Origin of the sequence: Seohaeicola saemankumensis (assembly GCF_021021435.1) — a bacterium.
Taxonomy (GTDB): Bacteria; Pseudomonadota; Alphaproteobacteria; order Rhodobacterales; family Rhodobacteraceae; genus Seohaeicola.
Window position 1 is genome coordinate 293,265 of record NZ_JAINWI010000003.1, and the last position, 18,026, is coordinate 311,290.

An 18,026-nucleotide genomic window follows, 5' to 3' on the forward strand; every position below is an offset into this window, starting at 1 on the left:
TCATGTCGGGTAAGGTCACTTCGCGGCCGGGTATCCGCCCTGCAAACGGTCTGTCGCATGTGGCCGGATCGACAGAGCGTCCCCTGATCGACGCCACGATTCCGGACTTTCTGGCCGAGGTCGTCCGACGGCACGGTGCCCGTACCGCTGCCATATTCCGCCAGACCGGTGACCGTTGGAGTTATGACGCATTCACCCGCCTGATCGACCGGTTGGCCGCTGGGCTATTGTCCATCGGAGTCTATAAAGGTGACCGCGTCGGGATCTGGTCCCCGAACCGGCCCGAATGGGTGCTGACGCAATTCGCCACTGCGCGGATCGGTGCGATTCTTGTGAATATCAATCCCGCCTATCGGATGTCCGAGCTTGAGTATGCCCTGAACAAGGCAGGGGTTTCGGCCCTGATCGTGGCACCACAATTCAAGACCTCCGACTATATGGCGATTCTGGCAGAGCTAGCCCCCGAAATGGCATCCTGTCCGGCGGGACGTTTGCGCGCCGCGCGTCTGCCTGCCTTGCGTGCCGTGGTGCAGTTGGGGCCAAAGCCGCGCCCCGGTGCATTGGCATTCGAGGAACTGATGGAGCGCGGGAACCGTGCCATCCGCACGCGTCTGGATACGATCAGCGCCAGTTTGCGGCCCGACGATGCGATTAACATCCAGTTCACATCCGGCACGACTGGCGCGCCCAAAGGCGCAACCCTGAGCCACCGCAATATTGTGAATAACGCGATTTCCACAGCCCGCGCGATGCGCCTGCAACCGGGCGAGAGACTGTGCATTCCGGTCCCGTTCTATCATTGCTTCGGTATGGTTTTGGGCAATCTGGCTGCCTGTTCCTATGGCGCGGCAATGGTGATCCCCGGTGAGGCATTTGATGCCCGCGACACCCTTGCCGCGATAGATGCCGAAGGCTGTGCAGCCCTGCACGGCGTGCCAACCATGTTTCAGGCCATGCTGGATCATCCCGAATTTGACAACTTCGATATGCGGAGCCTGCGCACGGGCATCATGGCGGGCGCACCGTGCCCCGAACCGCTGATGCGCCGTGTGATGGAGCAGATGCATTGCCGCCAGATCACCATCGGCTATGGCATGACAGAAACCAGCCCGATTTCATTCCAGTCCGCCACGGACGACCCGATCGACAGGCGGGTGTCCACGGTCGGACGTATCCAACCCCATGCCGAATGCAAGGTCGTCGGACCAGACGGACGCACCTTGCCCGTTGGCCAGCAGGGGGAATTGCTGACACGCGGCTATCTGGTGATGAAAGGCTACTGGAACGACCCCGAGCGCACGGCTGATGCCATCCAGCGTGGCTGGATGCAGACAGGGGATCTGGCTATGATCGACGCGGAAGGCTATTGTCGCATCACAGGCCGGTCCAAGGACATGCTGATCCGTGGCGGCGAAAACGTCTATCCTGCCGAGGTCGAGGAGTTTCTGACCACCCATCCCGATATCGCGCAGGCGCAGGTTTTCGGCCTGCCCGATCCCAAATACGGCGAGGAGGTCGCAGTCTGGGCGATCCTGCGCCCCGGCGCATCCATGACCGAAGATGCTTTGCGTGACTGGTGCAAAGGCAAGATCGCGCATTACAAGGTCCCGCGCTACATCCGCTTTGTGGTGGATATGCCGATGACCGTGACCGGCAAACCGCAGAAATTCGTCATGCGCGACAAGATGATGGCCGATCTGGGGATCACTGCATGACGCCCGCCCTTGACGGGCCGGGCTATGCGATGGGCCTTGATGCTTGAATGCCTTAGAGTTGCACGCCTTTGGTCAGCGCACCGTCGATCACCAGATTGGTGCCGCTGGTAAAGCTGGAGGCGGGCGAGGACAGAAAGACCACGCCGCGCGCGATTTCCTCGGGGCGCGCCATGCGGCCCATCGGGTTCATGCCCAGCGCTTCCTTGAAAAGATCTGGGTTGTTCTTCTCGATCGACTGCCAGATGCCGCCATCGAAATAGGTATTTCCAGGCGACACGGTATTGGCGCGGATGCCCTTGGGGGCCAACTTCATCGCCAGACCTTGGGCATAATGCACCAAAGCGGCTTTGAATGCGCCATAGGCAGGGCCGGTAAAATCCACCTCGCGGCCCGACACCGACGAAATCAAGGTGATTGCCGCTGCATCCGATTTCTCCAGCCACGGCATTGCCGCATTCACCAGACGCACCGAATGCATCATGTCGGTGTCAAAACCCGACTGCCACGCCGCCTCGTCATCCGAAACGGCCAGCGCCGAGACGTTGGCCACGACAATGTCGATACCACCCAAAGCGGCGGCACTGTCCTGCACCCATGATTTCAGCGCATGGGCGTTTGACACATCAACCGCCCGCCCGAAAGCATGGGCGTCCTTGGCCTTCAATCCCTCGACCGTTGTGGTCACGCCCGTGGCGTCGCGCGCGCAGACGGACACAGCCGCACCTTCCGCCGCAAAAATCTCGGCGCAATGCAGGCCGATCCCCTTGGTGCCGCCGGTGACCAGAACCCGCAGGCCTTTCAATCCCAAATCCATTTCCGTTCGCCCCCTTAAACCAGATATTTTTTCAGCATCGACGCACCCAGCGAATATTTCGGGTCCACCATATTACCCACACGCATCTTTCCGGCCTGCGTAGCCAGAAAATACGCCTCGGATTCCTCGAACCCGTAATCCTCCACCATCCAGCGGATCAGGTCGCGGTAAGCCATCCGTGCCGCATCCTCCATCGGGCGGGCCGAGCCTACGGACATGATGAAATCCTCGGTTTCCAGCCGTACGCCGGGTATGGACCAACCTTTGATAAGGTCGATCTGAAACTCCACCGTGGCCGGAATTTCGACAGCAACACCGCAGAGTTCGCCGTCCCCTTGGCGACCGTGGCAGTCACCGATGTAGAAAAACGCCTCGTCCCGCTGGACGGGGAAATACATCACAGCCCCCGGCGCAATGGCGGGCAGGTCCATGTTGCCGCCGTAATAGTCGGGAACCAGGGACGAGATCGCCTCGATCTCGGGGGAAACCCCCATTGTGCCGACAAAGGGCTCATAGGGCAGGGTGATCCTATCCGAGAATTTGACGCCATCGGGCGTAACGTCCATCTTCTTGACGCGCTCGGCAATCGGCGCGTTCAGATGCGTCAGGCTGGAGGCGACAAGCCCGCCGAAATCGGGGATCAGCGCCGTTGTGCCCGCTGGTTGCGGGCCACGCGGCAGGATACTTTTGAGGTAAACCGCCAGCACATCACCCTTCTTGGCACCCTCAATGGCGATGGGACCGTTCTGCGGATTGACGAACGGCATGTTCAGCACTTTCGAGGGCAGATCAGCCTCTGTCTTCACCGCACCGCCAAAGGCGTCCAGTGTTTCGACCGCAACAACATCGCCGGGGGCGACATGCATCACCGGCTTTGCGTAGGGACCGTAGACATAGTGAAACGCGCCTTGATCCGTTTCGGTCAGGCTATGATGGGCCCGTTCCTGCGCTTGCGCCACACCGCGCCGCCCCATGAACGAAGATGCAAGCCACGTCATGCAGATACCCTCTCGGATTTGTTGAACCTATCAGGATGTTAGCCTTGTCCATACTCAAGGCAATAGAGATGTTGACGCTAAGGAAGGCAACGACCGGTATCTGCCCTTACTGCGGGCCGCGCCACATGGCGCAGTGCGCACAAGCGCTGAAAAATCCGGCTGGAAGCGAACGCTGACTGCCGTGGCCGGCCACGTCACCGGCTGAGGTTTGCGACCGTTCCAATCCGGCAGAATCAAATGGGCATTTCAATCAAATGCAATGCAAACCGCGTTGCATGGTAGGCCCGGAGGGACTCGAACCCCCAACCAAAGCGTTATGAGCGCTCTGCTCTAACCATTGAGCTACAGGCCCGACCTGACGTCTTGCTAGCAGAAGAGCGGGGGGCGTCAAGGCTTTCGCGCGCACGATGCGACAGGTGGGGCTTTCAGATTGCCAAAAGGCAGGCTTTGGATTAACCCGCAGGTCACGCGATGAAAGGATATTCGATGTCGGATGCAGAGCAGGCCAAGGGTGCCAAAAACGGGATTACCTATGCCGATGCGGGCGTCGATATCGACGCGGGCAACGCGCTGGTCGAGCGGATCAAGCCAGCGGCCAAGCGCACGGCGCGCAGCGGCAGCATGTCCGGGCTTGGCGGGTTCGGCGCCCTGTTCGATCTGAAAGCTGCGGGATATGCCGATCCGATCCTTGTTGCGGCCACCGATGGCGTGGGCACCAAGCTGCGGATCGCGATTGATACCGGCAATGTCGGCACGATCGGCATTGATCTGGTGGCGATGTGCGTCAACGATCTGGTCTGTCAGGGGGCGGAGCCTCTGTTCTTTCTGGACTATTTCGCCACTGGCAAGCTGGAACTGGACAGCGCGACCCGTATCATCGAAGGCATTGCCGAGGGCTGCGCCCGTTCGGGTTGCGCGCTGATCGGGGGCGAGACTGCCGAGATGCCGGGCATGTATCATGGCGGTGATTTCGATCTGGCAGGTTTTGCCGTGGGTGCGATGGAACGCGGGCAGGACCTGCCTGCCGGTGTGCAGGCGGGCGATGTGCTGCTGGGCCTGTCCAGCGACGGGGTGCACTCCAACGGCTATTCCCTTGTGCGGAAACTGGTCGAGGTGTCCGGCCTTGGCTGGCAGGATGATTGCCCCTTCGGCACAGGCACGATGGGCGAGGTTCTGCTGACCCCCACGCGGCTTTATGTGACCCAAGTGTTGCGGGCGATCCGCGCGGGCGGCGTGCATGCGCTGGCCCATATCACCGGCGGCGGTCTGACCGAAAACCTGCCACGCGTTCTGCCCGCTGATCTGGGCGCACAGATTGATCTGCATAGTTGGCAATTGCCCGGCGTGTTCCAGTGGCTGGCACAGACGGGCGGCATGGATCAGGGCGAGATGCTGAAGACCTTCAACTGCGGGATCGGCATGATCCTTGTCGTCGCCCCTGACCGCGCCAACGCACTGGCCGCACTTTTGCGCGACGCGGGCGAGGATGTGCATGTCCTTGGCCACGTGACCGACGGCGAGGCAGGCGTGTCCTACACAGGCACACTTTTGTGACTAAACGCGTGGCTATCCTGATCTCCGGGGGCGGATCGAACATGATCCGCCTTGTCGAAAGCATGACAGGCGATCATCCGGCGCGCTGTGTGCTGGTGGCCTCGAACGACCCGGCGGCCGCTGGGCTGGCGCGCGCGGCGGCGATGGGTATTCCCACAGCGGCGGTGGATCACCGTGCCTATAAAGGTGACCGACCCGCATTCGAGGCAGCCCTGCAGTCCGAGATCGACAAGGCAGCCCCTGATATCCTGTGTCTGGCGGGGTTCATGCGGGTGCTCACCGCCGGATTCGTCCAGCCATGGGAAGGTCGGATGCTGAATATCCATCCTTCGCTTTTGCCGAAATACAAAGGGCTTCACACCCATGCCCGCGCGCTGGAGGCCGGCGATCCCGAGGCAGGCTGTACCGTCCATCTGGTCACGCCTGCGCTGGATGACGGCCCGATCCTTGGGCAGGCACGGGTGCCGGTTCAGCCGGGCGATACCGAATCCAGCCTTGCGGCGCGCGTTCTGGAACAAGAACACCGGCTCTATCCGATGGTGCTGGAACGGTTTGCGCGCGGCGATCGGGAACGGATCGACCTCTAGCGCGGGATCATTCGCAGCGCCAACGCGCCAAGTATGGCGAGACATAGCATTGCCAGCAAAGCAGCGCTGGCGCTGAACCTGTCGATGATCAGCGCGATCCCGAAAGGAGCGATTGCCGCCATCACCATCCGGACCGAAGCGAGGCGCCCCAGGCGCGCTGCAAATCCGATGGGGCCGAACAGGACGAGCGGCACCGTGCCCCGCACGATGGATGTAAGACCCTGCGCCAGTCCGAAAAGCACCGCAAAGACCAGCGCGCCCACAAGCGTTGGACCCGTCAGCCACAGCACGCCAAGCGCGACAACCAGCAGCAGCGTCGATATCATCGTTGTGGTCAGCGGATGCAGGCGCAGTCCGAAAAGCATGTCCAGCACACGCACACCCACTTGGGCGGGGCCCATCAGGGTCCCTGCGGTCACGGCAGCGGCGGCGGGTAGGCCGAAGGCAGTCAATGTCGTTACCCAGCTTGCGGACAGGGCTGAAAAGACCAACCCCGCCACAGCGAAGGCGATCGCCACCCAGAGCATGGCGCGCCCGTGCTGTGCCTCAGGCAAGGGCGAGAACTGCGGCGGCGGCGGCGCCACTGCGCCGCCAGCGGGCACCAAATCGGGGGCATTGCGGAGGCCAAGGTGCAACGGCAGGCAGATAAACAGGTTCAGCGCGGCAAAAACCAGATAGGCGGTACGCCAGTCGGCCCAGACAAGAATGCCTTGTGTCAGGGGCCAGAACAGGGTTGATGCGAAACCGCCAAGCAGCGTCATATGCGTGATCGCGCGGCGCGCGCGCGCTGGACCCAGCGCCTGCGCCAAGGCTGCAAAAGCCGCATCATAAAGGACAAGGGTTGCCGTTACTTCCATCGCGACCAGCGCCAGCCCCAATGTCACCAGACCTTGCGCCTGACTAAGTGCGATCAGCGACAGGGCACCGAGAACTGATCCGACAGACATGGCGGGCCGCGCCCCGTAGCGGTCGATCAGACGTCCGGCTGTCGGGGCCGCCAGCGCGCCGGTGAGCAAGGCCAGCGAGAACGCGGCAAAAGCTGTGCCGGGGGTGATTCCCAGATCGGCGGAAAGGGCGGGAACGACGCTCCCGAACGCGTAAAAGAATGTGCCAAAGCCAATGATCTGTGTGACGCCAATGCCGATGACCAACCGCAAATGAAGCCAGCGGTCAGGGTTGGCGGGATCGGCTGCGAACAGGGGCATGTGATCATTCTTGCAGGCGCGGGGGCTGGTGCGTACTGCGCTGTCTGGTCGGAAGATTGTCAAGGGCAGAACCGCACAGCACGGACTTTCCTTTGGTGCAGCAATGACGTAAGACCCGAAGACATGCGTTGCGCGGATCGCAACGCTGCCGGAACAGGGCCCTAGATGAGAACAATCACCACAACCGAAGACCTTGCCGCTTTCTGCACCGAAGCGCGCCGCCACGACTATGTCACACTCGACACGGAATTCCTGCGAGAACGCACTTATTATTCCAAGCTTTGCCTGATCCAGATGGCGATGCCCGGCAATGATGACAGCACTGCTGTTCTGGTTGATCCGCTGGTGGATGGTCTGTCTCTGGAGCCGCTCTACGGGCTTTTTCGTGATACATCCGTGGTCAAGGTCTTCCATGCCGCGCGGCAGGATCTGGAAATATTTTTCGTCAATGCCCGCGTCTTTCCGACGCCCCTGTTCGACACGCAGGTGGCCGCGATGGTCTGCGGCTTTGGAGAGCAGGCCGGATACGAGACACTGGTCAAGAAGATCGCCAAGGCCAGCGTCGACAAGTCCTCGCGCTTTACAGACTGGTCGCGCCGTCCGCTAAGCGAGGCGCAGATGGCCTATGCGCTGGCGGATGTGACCCATCTTCGGAAGGTCTATGAATATCTGGCCAAGGAACTGAAAAAAGCCGACCGGTCCAAATGGGTCGAGGAAGAACTTGAGATCCTGACCAACCCCGAAACCTATATCTCGCGCCCCGAGGATGCATGGGAGCGGGTCAAGACCCGCACCACATCGGGTAAGTTTCTGGCCATCGTGCGCGAACTGGCGCGTTTCCGCGAGGAATATGCCCAGACCAACGATGTGCCGCGCAGCCGTGTCTACAAGGACGATGCGCTGGTCGAACTCGCCTCGACCAAACCTGTGACGATGAACGATCTGAACCGCTCGCGTCTGCTGATGCGCGAGGCGCGCAAGGGTGAGATTGCGGATGGTATTCTGGCCGCGATCAAGGCAGGCATGGATTGCGCGCCCGAAGATTATCCGCGCCCTGACCTCAGCCGCGAGAAGATGCAGGTCAATCCGGCGCTGGCCGATCTGCTGCGCGTCCTGCTGAAAGCCAAGACCGAAGATTCGGGCGTAGCATCCAAGCTGATCGCCTCAAGCGCCGATCTGGACGCGATTGCTGCGGGCGAGCGTGACGTGGCCGCCCTGCGCGGCTGGCGGTCCGAGGTATTCGGCACCGATGCGCTGCGTCTGTGTCAGGGGCAGATTGCCCTGTCGGCCAAAGGCAATGATGTCAGGATCGTCGAGCTGTAAGGCTGCGTGACGTGGGCTTAACGCCGAGTTGTGGTGGCTGCGTTGCGTTCGGCCTGCACACGGATCACGCGCACGCCATCCAGATCGGCATCGCTGACCCGCACTGCAGCAACATGGCTTCTGGCGCGTTCGGGCATGGGCATGGACCCGGCAGAAGGTGCGAAGGCGCGCAACTCATAGGTCAGCACACCATCGACTGGAACGCCGTTATTCACAGGCTGTAGTGATACATTGAACGCGCCGACCGTGTCTGACACGGCTGTGGCGCGGATCAGCGCGCCGCCCTGCACACGCAGAACCGACAGATCCCCCACCTGTGCCGCAAGTGGTGCATCCGGTAAAACATCAGCGGGGCGGCTGGCGGCGAAAAGACCGCCGGTGCCACCTCTGGGGATCAGCGGATTTGCCTCGGTCGAGGCCACAGGCTCGACCTGCGAGCGCCCGAACCAGTTGAACGGATTGATGCGCGAGTCGCGCACTCCGGCACATCCGGACAGAACCAGTGTCGAGACCAAAAGGGCCGAAGTAAGGTGTCGCATCCAGTGCCGCCCCATCCGCTATATTGTATTAAGACCTGACTACCTTATCGGTCGCGGCTTGAAAAGACGCAAGGCCGCACTGGACCTTTGCGCCACGCTTGCCTAACTGATGGGGCAAGCAAACGGGGAACGGAAAATGGCCAGCGAACGGTTCGAAGCGATTGTCGAGGATTTTGAGTTTCTCGAGGATTGGGAAGATCGCTATCGCTATGTGATTGATCAGGGCAAGGCGCTGGACCCGTTGCCAGATGCGCTGCGCGTAGCCGCCACCAAGGTGGATGGTTGCGCCAGTCAGGTCTGGTTGCATCCGGTGATCGAAAACGGGCAGTTCCGGTTCGAGGGCGACAGCGACGCGATGATCGTGCGCGGCCTGATCGCGGTGCTGCGCGCGCTCTACAACGATATTCCCGTGACCGAAGTGGGGCGCGTCGATGCGCCAGCCGAACTTGCGCGGCTTGGCCTGAACGACCACCTGTCGGCACAACGCTCGAATGGATTACGTGCGATGATTGAACGGATCAGGCTGGTCGCGGCCGAGGCCGCTTGAGGCACGGCATAACGGCCAGAACAGCCGCACGCCCCGCGCGCGACAAGGCTGAAGGAGGTCGCGGGATCGGACCGTCCTGATTATATGACCGAAACGCCAGCCAGCGCCGCTTCCAGATCGCCATAACCTGTAAAACGCCGCTCGAAGGCCAGCCCCAGCCGCGCGGCGCAGTCTTGAGCTTTCGCAGTCAGGGCGGCATCATCGGTCTGCGCCTGATAGACCAGTTTCGTGTAATGCCCGAAATAGGTGTCGCGCAATTGCGGGTGACGGTCCAGACCCAAGGGTTCCCACACGAAGGCGTCGAACTGGCGGACCAGAAAATCGGTCAGGTAGAAGGCGGTGAACTCGTCAGGGGCATTGGCCGCAAACTGCGCGTTACCCTCGAAAAAGCTGTAGCAATGCGGTCCGGCCACCATACCGACACCCAGCCTTTCGCAGACGGTCTGCAGTTGTCCACCCGTGCCGCAATCCGCATAGACCACAAAGATGCGGTCATACGCGGCACGGTGCTTCAGCACATCCTGTTCCACGGCTTGCGGTATCCGTTCGGGATGGTTGTGCAGGATCGCGGGCAGGCAGGTCAGATCCATATGGTCCCAACCGTTGCGTGCGATCAGATCAAGAATTTCGCGCGCGAGGGCACCGCAGGCGATTAGCAATACGCGCTGCAAAGGGGCAGGGGGCGCGTTCAGCGCCAGACCTTGTTGCGTCAACTGGTCATCGTCTGGCAGATCCATCCGTGATCCCTTGCTCAAAAGAAAAAGCCCGCACCTTACGGGTGCGGGCATCTGGTCCGGTCAGACGCGGCCCCCGTTCAGGCGCGCATAGCCGCCTGATTATGCTTTTGCGCAACATAGGTTTTTGCGGTTTCCACGGCAACAGCGGCATCACGGCAATAGGCATCAGCGCCAATGGCACGGCCGAATTCCTCGTTCAGCGGCGCACCGCCCACCAGCACGATATAGTCGTCGCGCATGCCTTTTTCGACCAGCGTATCAATCACGACCTTCATATAGGGCATGGTTGTGGTCAGCAGCGCGGACATGCCAAGGATATCGGGCTTTTCAGCCTCCAGGGCATCCAGATAGCTGTCGACGGCGTTGTTGATGCCAAGGTCGATCACCTCGAAACCGGCCCCTTCCATCATCATACCGACAAGGTTCTTGCCAATATCGTGGATGTCACCCTTCACGGTGCCGATGACCATCTTGCCCTGCTTGGGCGCACCGGTTTCCACCAGAAGCGGTTTGAGGATAGCCATCCCGCCCTTCATCGCATTGGCGGCCAGAAGCACCTCTGGTACGAAAAGGATACCGTCGCGGAAGTCCTTGCCCACGATGGTCATGCCCGCGACAAGCGCTTCGGTCAGGATCTCGTAGGGCTGCCAGCCGCGTTCCAGAAGGATGTTGACGCTTTCCTCGATCTCTTCGCGCAGACCGTCATAGAGGTCGTCGTACATCTGTTGAACCAGTTCCTCGTCATCGAGATCGGCGAGGATGATGTCGTCTTGGTCTTCGGACATGGCGGGTTCCTTGGCTTATGTGGCGCGAGCGCCTGCGTCTTGCTGTCGTCTGCCCATCTGGGGCCTTTATAGATAGGGCACTGGTCGGATTGCGACATCGGCGCAATCTGTTCCGACCTGAGCCTTTGAATTCTGCGTGCCGTTGCCGGAATGATGCGCTCTGGACGCCTTATCCGTCGCGTTTGATACTCCTGCGGCTGCGGCGTGGCGCGGCCGTATCGTCGCCCGTGCCATCGCCAGCCGAGGAAAACGCCCCCAGCAATTCCGTGATCCGGTCCAGCGTCGGGCGCGGCCCGCGCGGACGGCTTTCAAGAGCCGCGCGCATATGCGACAGATGCTCGGGCATGGTGCCGCAGCAGCCGCCGATGATGGTGGCACCGGCATCGCGCGCCAGAACCGCATATTCGGCCATCAGTTCGGGAGTGCCGTCATAGTGGATATGCCCGTCATGGTATTTCGGAATGCCCGCATTGCCCTTGGCGATGATCGGACGCTCAGTTCCTTGTGCGGCAAAGCCCAGCACGGTGCGCAGCAGGTCGGATGCGCCTGTGCCGCAATTGGCGCCAAAGGCCAGCGGCGGGTTCGGCAAGGCCTCGACCATCTCGACCATGGCGGCGCTGGTCACACCCATCATTGTGCGGCCTGCCGTGTCGAAACTCATGGTGCCGCACCACGGCATGTTCGCCAGCGCAAAAGCCTCGGCGGCGGCACGGTATTCCTCGGGAGCCGAGATTGTCTCCAGCCAGAGCACATCCGCCCCGCCTTCTTTCAAACCTTCGGCCTGTTCGTGAAAAATCTCGACCGCGAGGGCATGCGTCAGCGGTCCCATCGGCGCAAAAATCTCGCCGGTCGGGCCGACCGAGCCCGCCACGACGACGGTGCGGCCGGATTTGTCGGCAACAGCGCGTCCCAATTCGGCACTGAGCCGCGAGAGTTCCCGCGCGCGTTTTTCCGCGCCGTGCAGTTTTAGGCGGCTGGCATTGCCGCCAAAGGAATTGGTCAGGAAAATATCGCTGCCTGCATCCACGGCGGATTTGTAAAGCTTGGTGATCCGGTCTGGATGTTCCTCGTTCCACATCTCGGGCGCATCGCCAGAGCTTAGCCCCATATTGAACAGGTTGGTGCCGGTGGCACCATCGGCCATCAGCCAGTCGCGGGAGGCCAGAAGGCGGGAGAGGGCATCGGTCATGTCATATCCTGATCTTGTCGTTGCAACGCAAACGCACGCGTCTGGTGTCATGTTTGACGCGCGCGGGCAAATTCATATTGGTCATAATGATTGTGAACAAAGCATGAAAGCGGTCAGGCGTTCCGCCTTGCAAGCGCGGATGTGCGGGCCTGACCGCGCCGCGCACCACCATGGCGAAAACATGGCCTGACGCGGCGCGCGGCTTTGCCTATCAGAACTCGCTCAGCAGTTGGGTCTTGGCCACAACCAGCAGCTCGTCCATTTTGGCGCGCACGGTGTCGGGATCGGACAAATCGCCCAGATCGGCCGCAACCTTGCGAACCACATCCTCGTGACCCGCTTCCTCAAAGTCGGCCTTGATCACGTCACGGGCATATTCCGCGGCCTCAGCCTCGGATTTTCCCAGCAGACCTGCGGCCCAGAGACCCAGCAGTTTGTTGCGCCGCGCCTCGGCTTTGAATTTCATTTCCTCGTCATGGGCGAATTTCGCCTCGAACGCGCGTTCGCGGTCATCAAAGCCTGTCATATGTCGCTTCCTCGGGTGCCAGTTGAACCTCGTTTCGATATGCACACCCTGAGGGGTTGACGCAAGGGGCAGGGCGCATCTTGCGACAAGGCCGCCCATCGACTAAAGGGGTGGACAACTGGACGGGACTCATGCCTGTCCTCAGCACCGGAGTGGCCATGGCACGGCGCAAGAAAATCTACGAAGGCAAGGCAAAGACTTTGTATGAAGGGCCGGAGCCCGGAACGATCATCCAGTATTTCAAGGATGACGCAACCGCCTTCAACGCCGAAAAGCGCGATGTGATCGAAGGCAAGGGCGTGCTGAACAACATGTTGTCCGAGTTTTTCATGACCGGACTGGCAGCCGTTGGTGTCCCCACACATTTCATCAAGCGGATCAACATGCGCGAACAGCTTGTGCGCGCCTGCGAGATCATCCCGCTGGAAGTGGTCGTGCGGAACTATGCCGCAGGCTCGATGTCCAAGCGTCTGGGGATCGAGGAAGGTCTGCAACTGCCGCGCCCGATCATCGAATACTACTACAAGGACGACAAACTGGGCGATCCGCTGGTTACCGAAGAACATATCGCCGCCTTTGGCTGGGCCAGCCAGCAGGACATGGACGATATTTTGAGCCTTGCGCTGCGGGTCAATGATTTCCTGTCTGGCGTGATGTTCAGCGTCGGTATCAAGCTGGTCGATTTCAAGATCGAGATCGGCCGCGTCTACGAGGGTGACTTCCAGCGCCTTCTGGTTGCCGACGAGATCAGCCCAGATAGCTGCCGCCTGTGGGATATCGAAAGCGGGCGCAAGCTGGACAAGGACGTGTTCCGCCGCGATCTGGGTAGCCTGACAGATGCCTATTCCGAAGTGGCACGCCGTCTGGGTGTCATGCCCAAGAATGCAACGCCAATCACCAAGCCGACCCTGATCAACTGACATCCGCCGCCAGTCCCTGATCGGGTGCCGGTCAGGGATATTTGAAGCAAGAAGAAGCAGGGGCGCGCTTTGCCCAGCGAGACCGGAGAACGACCGATGAAAGCACGTGTGCATGTGATGCTGAAAAACGGGGTTCTGGACCCGCAGGGCGAGGCGGTACGCCACGCTTTGGGAACGCTGGGGTTCGAGGGCGTAGAATCCGTCCGTCAGGGTAAGGTGATCGAACTTGAACTGGCCGCGACCGATGCCGAAGCCGCGCGCGTCGAGGTGACCCGCATGTGCGAGGCCATCCTCGCCAATACGGTGATCGAAAGCTACACGGTGGAGATCGTCTGATGCACGCGGCGGTTATTACCTTTCCGGGATCGAACTGCGACCGCGATCTGGCTGTTGCTTTCGAGGCTGCAGGCGCAAAGGTCAGCCGTATCTGGCACAAGGAGACTGATCTGCCGCAAGGCGTTGATGTTGTGGGTATTCCTGGTGGTTTTTCCTTTGGCGACTACCTGCGTTGCGGCGCGATTGCGGCCAATTCCCCGATCTGTCATGCCGTGGTTGCCCATGCGGGGCGCGGCGGTTATGTGCTGGGAATCTGCAACGGATTTCAGGTGCTGACCGAAACGCGTCTTCTGCCGGGGGCCTTGATGCGGAATGCAGGGCTGAAATTCATCTGCCGCGCGGTCGGTTTGGCCGTGGCCACGACCGACAGCGCGTTCACAACAGGCTACCAGAAAGGGCAGGTGCTGCGCATTCCCGTGGCGCATCACGATGGTAACTACACCGCCGGTCCCGATCTTCTGGCGCAGCTTCAGGCCGAGGATCGCATCGCCTTCACCTATGCAGAGCCGGTCAACGGTTCGGTCGGTGATATCGCGGGTGTGTTGAGCGCGAACCGTCGCGTTCTCGGCATGATGCCCCATCCCGAACGCGCCGCCGAAGACACGCATGGCAGCACCGATGGCAGGCAGATCTTTGCCGGTCTGGTGGGTGCCTTGACGACTGCCTGACTTGAGCGCAGGGCCGCATCGGCGTAATCTCGCGCCATGACATCACAGCGCGCCCCATCCCCAGGACAAAAGCCGTCGAAATCACGGGGTTTGGCGCGTCGTGCGGATACCACGCGCACGGTCGGCTGGCGTGCGCGTATCGCGCTTGGTGTGCTGATGGTCATCGCTGTGGTGACCGTTGCGGTCACCAACAACCTGCTGACCGACCGCTTTACCGAAACCACCCGCAACAGGGCCGAGCTGCGTCTTGCGCTTTACAGCGGCAACCTGCTGAGCGAGTTGCGCCGAAACGCCATCGTGCCCCAGCTTCTCGCGCGCGATCCGACCCTGATTTCAGCCCTGACAACCGAGGATTATTCGCTATCCACCCAGAGGTTGATCTCTTTCGTCGAGGAGATCGGGGCGGCGTCCCTTGTGTTGTTGGACCGCGAGGGTCGCGCCGTGGCTTCGACCGACCGCAACAGGCTGGGCACGAATTACCGCAGGGAATCCTTTTTTGTCGACGCTTTGCGGGCGAATGACACAATCTTCAATGTGCAGCGCCGCGAGTCGGGTAGCTTCCATTTTTCTTATTCGCGGCGCATCTCGGCGCAGAACGTTACAGTGGGTGTAATTGTCGTCGAGGTTGATCTGCAGAAATTCGAACGTGCTTGGGCGGGGATTTCCGATGCGGTTCTGGTGACCAATTCCGAAGGGGTCATCGTGCTGGCGACCGAACCGCGTTGGCGCGGTATGACCGAGGCGGAAGCCCTGGCCCAGCAGCCGCCTGAAAGTGCGATCCAGCGTGCCATTCAGGCCACTGCCGACTGGACCGCCTTGCCGGCCGATGCCTATGTCATGGGCGAGGCGGTGATCCGCATGGAAGGTCGTATCCCGTTCCGTGGCTGGCGGATCGCCAGTTTCACGACCTACACAAGCGTCCGCGAACGCGTAAACGGCGTGCTGGCCCTGGAAATCATGGGATTCGCCATTCTTCTGGCGCTGGCCTTTTATCTGACCAGCCGCAAGAACGCGTTGCGGATGGCGCTGTTCCAGCGCGAGTCGGCAGAACTCCGCCTGCTGAACGCAAGGCTACAGCGGGAAATCGCCGAGCGCGAGAAGGTGCAGGAGACCCTTGCGGTGGCCGAACAGACCCTTGCGCAAAGCTCGAAACTGGCGGCCTTGGGCGAGATGTCGGCGGCTGTCAGCCACGAGTTGAACCAGCCCTTGGCGGCCATGAAAACCTATCTGGCCGGGGCGCGCCTGCTTCTGCGGCGCAATCGTCCGGACGAGGCTTTGTCATCCTTCCAGCGGATCGACGATCTGATCGAACGGATGGGCTCGATCACGCGGCAACTCAAGTCCTATGCGCGCAAAAGCGGCGACCAGTTGACCCCTGTAAACATGGGCGAAGCGCTGGCATCAGCCCTGTCCATGATGGAGCCACAGTTGAAACAGCGGCGTATCGCGATCAGCCGCGCCTTGCCGGATCAGCCTGTCATGGTGATGGGCGACCGGATCAGGATCGAGCAGGTGATGATCAACCTTTTGCGCAATGCAATGGACGCAACGCAGACTGTAACCGCGCCAGAGATCGACATCATTCTAGCCGCCGGAGAAACCGCCACCCTAACGGTGCGCGACAATGGCGAAGGGATCAAGGATCTGGAGAATCTGTTCGAGCCTTTCTACACGACCAAGAAACCGGGCGAGGGCGTGGGCCTTGGTCTTGCCATTTCCTCGGGGATCGTGAACGACCTTGGCGGCAGGCTGACAGCCCGCAACGCGAAAGATGGCGGCGCGGTCTTTGAAGTTCAGCTTCCGATCTTAGGTAATGACAGCGAAATAGAAGCGGCGGAGTAAGCCCTATGACCAAAGGCATGAAGATTGCCATCGTCGATGACGAACAGGATATGCGGCAGTCCATCAGTCAGTGGCTGGCCTTGTCAGGCTATGACACCGAAACTTTTGCCAGCGCCGAGGACGCACTGAAGGTTCTGGGGCCGGATTATCCGGGAATCGTGATTTCCGACATCAAGATGCCGGGTATGGACGGGATGCAGTTCCTGAAGAAACTGATGGGCAGCGACAGCACCTTGCCGGTGATCATGATCACAGGGCATGGCGATGTTCCCATGGCGGTCGAGGCGATGCGCGTGGGCGCATTCGATTTTCTGGAAAAGCCGTTCAACCCCGACCGGATGAATGAACTGGCGCGCAAGGCGACCAATAACCGCCGCCTCACGCTGGACAACCGCGCCCTGCGGCGCGAGTTGTCGGATGGCAGCCAGTTGATGAAGAAACTGATCGGCACCAGCCCCGCGATGGAGCGCCTGCGCGAGGATATTCTGGATCTCGGTCAAGCCGACGGTCACGTGCTGATCGACGGTGAAACCGGGACCGGCAAAACCCTTGTCGCCCATGCGCTGCATGCCGTGGGCGCGCGGGCAGGGCGCAAATTTGTGTTGATCTCTTGCGCCGCCTATGACGAGGACAAGCTGGCAAAGCGCCTTTTCGGGCCGATGATGCCCGAGGACAGCCAGTTGCCCGCCGTCGAGGAAGCACGCGGCGGCACCTTGGTGCTTGAGGATGTCGAGGCACTGACCGACAGCCTGCAGGCCCGTTTGATGAGCTTTATCAACGAGCAGGGCACCCCGGCCGAGACACGGATTGTGGCGATCAGTAACCTGCAGGAGCAGGACCGCACCTCGGAAGATGCGCTGCGGCCTGATCTGTTCTACCGGCTGGCGGCTCTCAGGATCACGTTGCCACCGCTGCGCCAGCGTGGTGAGGATATTCTGACGCTGTTCACCCGTCTGTCCGAGCAGTTCGCCGATGAATATGGTTGCGACGCGCCCAAGGTTAGCGCGCAGGAGGCCGCACAACTGTTGCAGGCCCCTTGGCCGGGCAATGTGCGCCAGTTGATCAACGTGGCGGAACGCGCCGTGCTGCAATCGCGGCGCGGGTCGGGAACGATCGCCTCGCTGCTGATGACCGATAACGAGGAAATGCAGCCCGTCATGACCACTGAGGGCAAACCCCTCAAGGAATATGTCGAGGCATTCGAGCGGATGCTGATCGATAATACCATGCGGCGGCACAAGGGCTCGATCGCGGCGGTCATGGATGAATTGTGCCTGCCGCGCCGGACCTTGAACGAGAAAATGGCCAAATACGGCCTGCAACGCTCGGATTACCTGTAAACGCTGGCGGACATGGCGGCGCGGGCAGGGAACAGACCCTTTGCCCGCGCCGCCTTTTCTATTTTCCCCATTGTCTTATCCACCACCCTGCCGCTATGGTGCCCCATGGGTTGTGGCACCGATGGTGGCCCGCCATAGAGTTTCGCTGCATCGGCGAAGTGTAGGATGATCCGGCACGGCTGAGGCAGACCGATTGAGCCCCGGAAACGGGACTGACGAACCCCCGAACCCCTCGTGCAAACGGGGCGGCGAAGGCCTTGAACGGGCGCCCCATCACATGCGGGCGTCGGAGAAGAAACGCGATGAGGCGCGCGAGAGCAACTGATCCCATCATCATGTCCCTTGGGGGGCACATGTCCTCGCACGGGGAATGCAGAATGACCGGACGTTGTGCGCGTGCC

The 18,026-nt window shown here is 61.0% G+C and carries 18 protein-coding genes and 1 tRNA gene; 10 read left to right on the plus strand and 9 right to left on the minus strand.

Annotated elements, in window-relative coordinates; translation table 11 throughout:
• Positions 1-2 precede the first annotated feature (2 nt).
• Entirely contained in the window at positions 3-1,715 is a 1,713-nt protein-coding gene (locus K7H22_RS01565; protein WP_230798859.1) for an AMP-binding protein, read from the plus strand.
• A gap of 52 nt (positions 1,716-1,767) precedes the next feature.
• On the opposite strand, the gene K7H22_RS01570 is transcribed toward K7H22_RS01565, so the two are convergent.
• The 3 genes from K7H22_RS01570 to K7H22_RS01580 all read right to left on the minus strand — a co-directional run bounded on the left by K7H22_RS01570 (position 1,768) and on the right by K7H22_RS01580 (position 3,879).
• Entirely contained in the window at positions 1,768-2,529 is a 762-nt protein-coding gene (locus tag K7H22_RS01570) for an SDR family NAD(P)-dependent oxidoreductase (protein WP_230798860.1), read from the minus strand.
• 14 nt (positions 2,530-2,543) lie between these two features.
• Positions 2,544-3,527 carry an acetamidase/formamidase family protein gene (locus K7H22_RS01575; protein ID WP_230798861.1) on the minus strand — a complete coding sequence of 328 codons (984 nt, stop codon included), beginning with the start codon at positions 3,525-3,527 and terminating at the stop codon, positions 2,544-2,546.
• Positions 3,528-3,803: 276 nt separating this feature from the next.
• Positions 3,804-3,879 (minus strand) — tRNA-Ile (locus tag K7H22_RS01580).
• Between the two features lie 134 nt (positions 3,880-4,013).
• Between K7H22_RS01580 and purM the strand changes: the two genes are divergently transcribed.
• Positions 4,014-5,081: a phosphoribosylformylglycinamidine cyclo-ligase gene (purM, locus tag K7H22_RS01585; RefSeq protein ID WP_230798863.1), complete on the plus strand. Its 1,068-nt coding sequence runs from the start codon at positions 4,014-4,016 to the stop codon at positions 5,079-5,081.
• On the plus strand, positions 5,078-5,668 hold the full coding sequence (purN, locus tag K7H22_RS01590) for a phosphoribosylglycinamide formyltransferase (protein ID WP_330165819.1): 591 nt from the start codon (positions 5,078-5,080) through the stop codon (positions 5,666-5,668). The genes purM and purN overlap by 4 nt, the downstream gene beginning before the upstream one ends.
• On the opposite strand, the gene K7H22_RS01595 is transcribed toward purN, so the two are convergent.
• Positions 5,665-6,873 (minus strand): MFS transporter, encoded by a 1,209-nt coding sequence (locus K7H22_RS01595; protein ID WP_230798865.1) that lies wholly within the window; start codon positions 6,871-6,873, stop codon positions 5,665-5,667. The genes purN and K7H22_RS01595 overlap by 4 nt on opposite strands.
• Positions 6,874-7,038: 165 nt before the next feature.
• Between K7H22_RS01595 and rnd the strand changes: the two genes are divergently transcribed.
• Positions 7,039-8,196, plus strand: a complete 1,158-nt coding sequence (gene rnd, locus K7H22_RS01600) for a ribonuclease D (protein ID WP_230798866.1) — start codon at positions 7,039-7,041, stop codon at positions 8,194-8,196.
• A gap of 17 nt (positions 8,197-8,213) precedes the next feature.
• Here the strand turns inward: rnd and K7H22_RS01605 are convergent, their stop codons facing one another.
• The gene (locus K7H22_RS01605) at positions 8,214-8,735 is read right to left on the minus strand and encodes a hypothetical protein (RefSeq protein WP_230798868.1); all 522 of its coding nucleotides are present in this window, start codon (positions 8,733-8,735) and stop codon (positions 8,214-8,216) included.
• Positions 8,736-8,871: 136 nt separating this feature from the next.
• Between K7H22_RS01605 and K7H22_RS01610 the strand changes: the two genes are divergently transcribed.
• The gene (locus K7H22_RS01610; protein ID WP_230798870.1) at positions 8,872-9,282 is read left to right on the plus strand and encodes a SufE family protein; all 411 of its coding nucleotides are present in this window, start codon (positions 8,872-8,874) and stop codon (positions 9,280-9,282) included.
• An 80-nt stretch (positions 9,283-9,362) separates the two neighbouring features.
• Here K7H22_RS01610 and K7H22_RS01615 read toward each other — a convergent pair whose 3' ends face one another.
• From K7H22_RS01615 to K7H22_RS01630, 4 genes are all read right to left on the minus strand, one after another.
• Complete coding sequence (locus K7H22_RS01615; RefSeq protein ID WP_230798872.1) at positions 9,363-10,019, minus strand: DUF1638 domain-containing protein; 657 nt, start codon at positions 10,017-10,019, stop codon at positions 9,363-9,365.
• A 77-nt stretch (positions 10,020-10,096) separates the two neighbouring features.
• Entirely contained in the window at positions 10,097-10,804 is a 708-nt protein-coding gene (locus K7H22_RS01620; protein WP_230798874.1) for a corrinoid protein, read from the minus strand.
• Between the two features lie 169 nt (positions 10,805-10,973).
• Entirely contained in the window at positions 10,974-11,993 is a 1,020-nt protein-coding gene (gene bmt / locus K7H22_RS01625) for a betaine--homocysteine S-methyltransferase (RefSeq protein ID WP_230798875.1), read from the minus strand.
• Positions 11,994-12,204: 211 nt separating this feature from the next.
• Positions 12,205-12,519, minus strand: a complete 315-nt coding sequence (locus K7H22_RS01630; RefSeq protein ID WP_230798876.1) for a DUF1476 domain-containing protein — start codon at positions 12,517-12,519, stop codon at positions 12,205-12,207.
• 158 nt (positions 12,520-12,677) lie between these two features.
• Between K7H22_RS01630 and purC the strand changes: the two genes are divergently transcribed.
• From purC to K7H22_RS01655, 5 genes are all read left to right on the plus strand, one after another.
• The gene (gene purC, locus K7H22_RS01635) at positions 12,678-13,439 is read left to right on the plus strand and encodes a phosphoribosylaminoimidazolesuccinocarboxamide synthase (protein WP_230798973.1); all 762 of its coding nucleotides are present in this window, start codon (positions 12,678-12,680) and stop codon (positions 13,437-13,439) included.
• 96 nt (positions 13,440-13,535) lie between these two features.
• Entirely contained in the window at positions 13,536-13,775 is a 240-nt protein-coding gene (gene purS / locus K7H22_RS01640; protein WP_230798878.1) for a phosphoribosylformylglycinamidine synthase subunit PurS, read from the plus strand.
• Complete coding sequence (purQ, locus tag K7H22_RS01645; protein ID WP_230798879.1) at positions 13,775-14,443, plus strand: phosphoribosylformylglycinamidine synthase subunit PurQ; 669 nt, start codon at positions 13,775-13,777, stop codon at positions 14,441-14,443. The genes purS and purQ overlap by 1 nt, the downstream gene beginning before the upstream one ends.
• A 36-nt stretch (positions 14,444-14,479) precedes the next feature.
• Entirely contained in the window at positions 14,480-16,285 is a 1,806-nt protein-coding gene (locus K7H22_RS01650) for a sensor histidine kinase (protein ID WP_230798881.1), read from the plus strand.
• 5 nt (positions 16,286-16,290) lie between these two features.
• Complete coding sequence (locus K7H22_RS01655) at positions 16,291-17,625, plus strand: sigma-54-dependent transcriptional regulator (RefSeq protein WP_230798883.1); 1,335 nt, start codon at positions 16,291-16,293, stop codon at positions 17,623-17,625.
• Positions 17,626-18,026 lie beyond the last annotated feature (401 nt).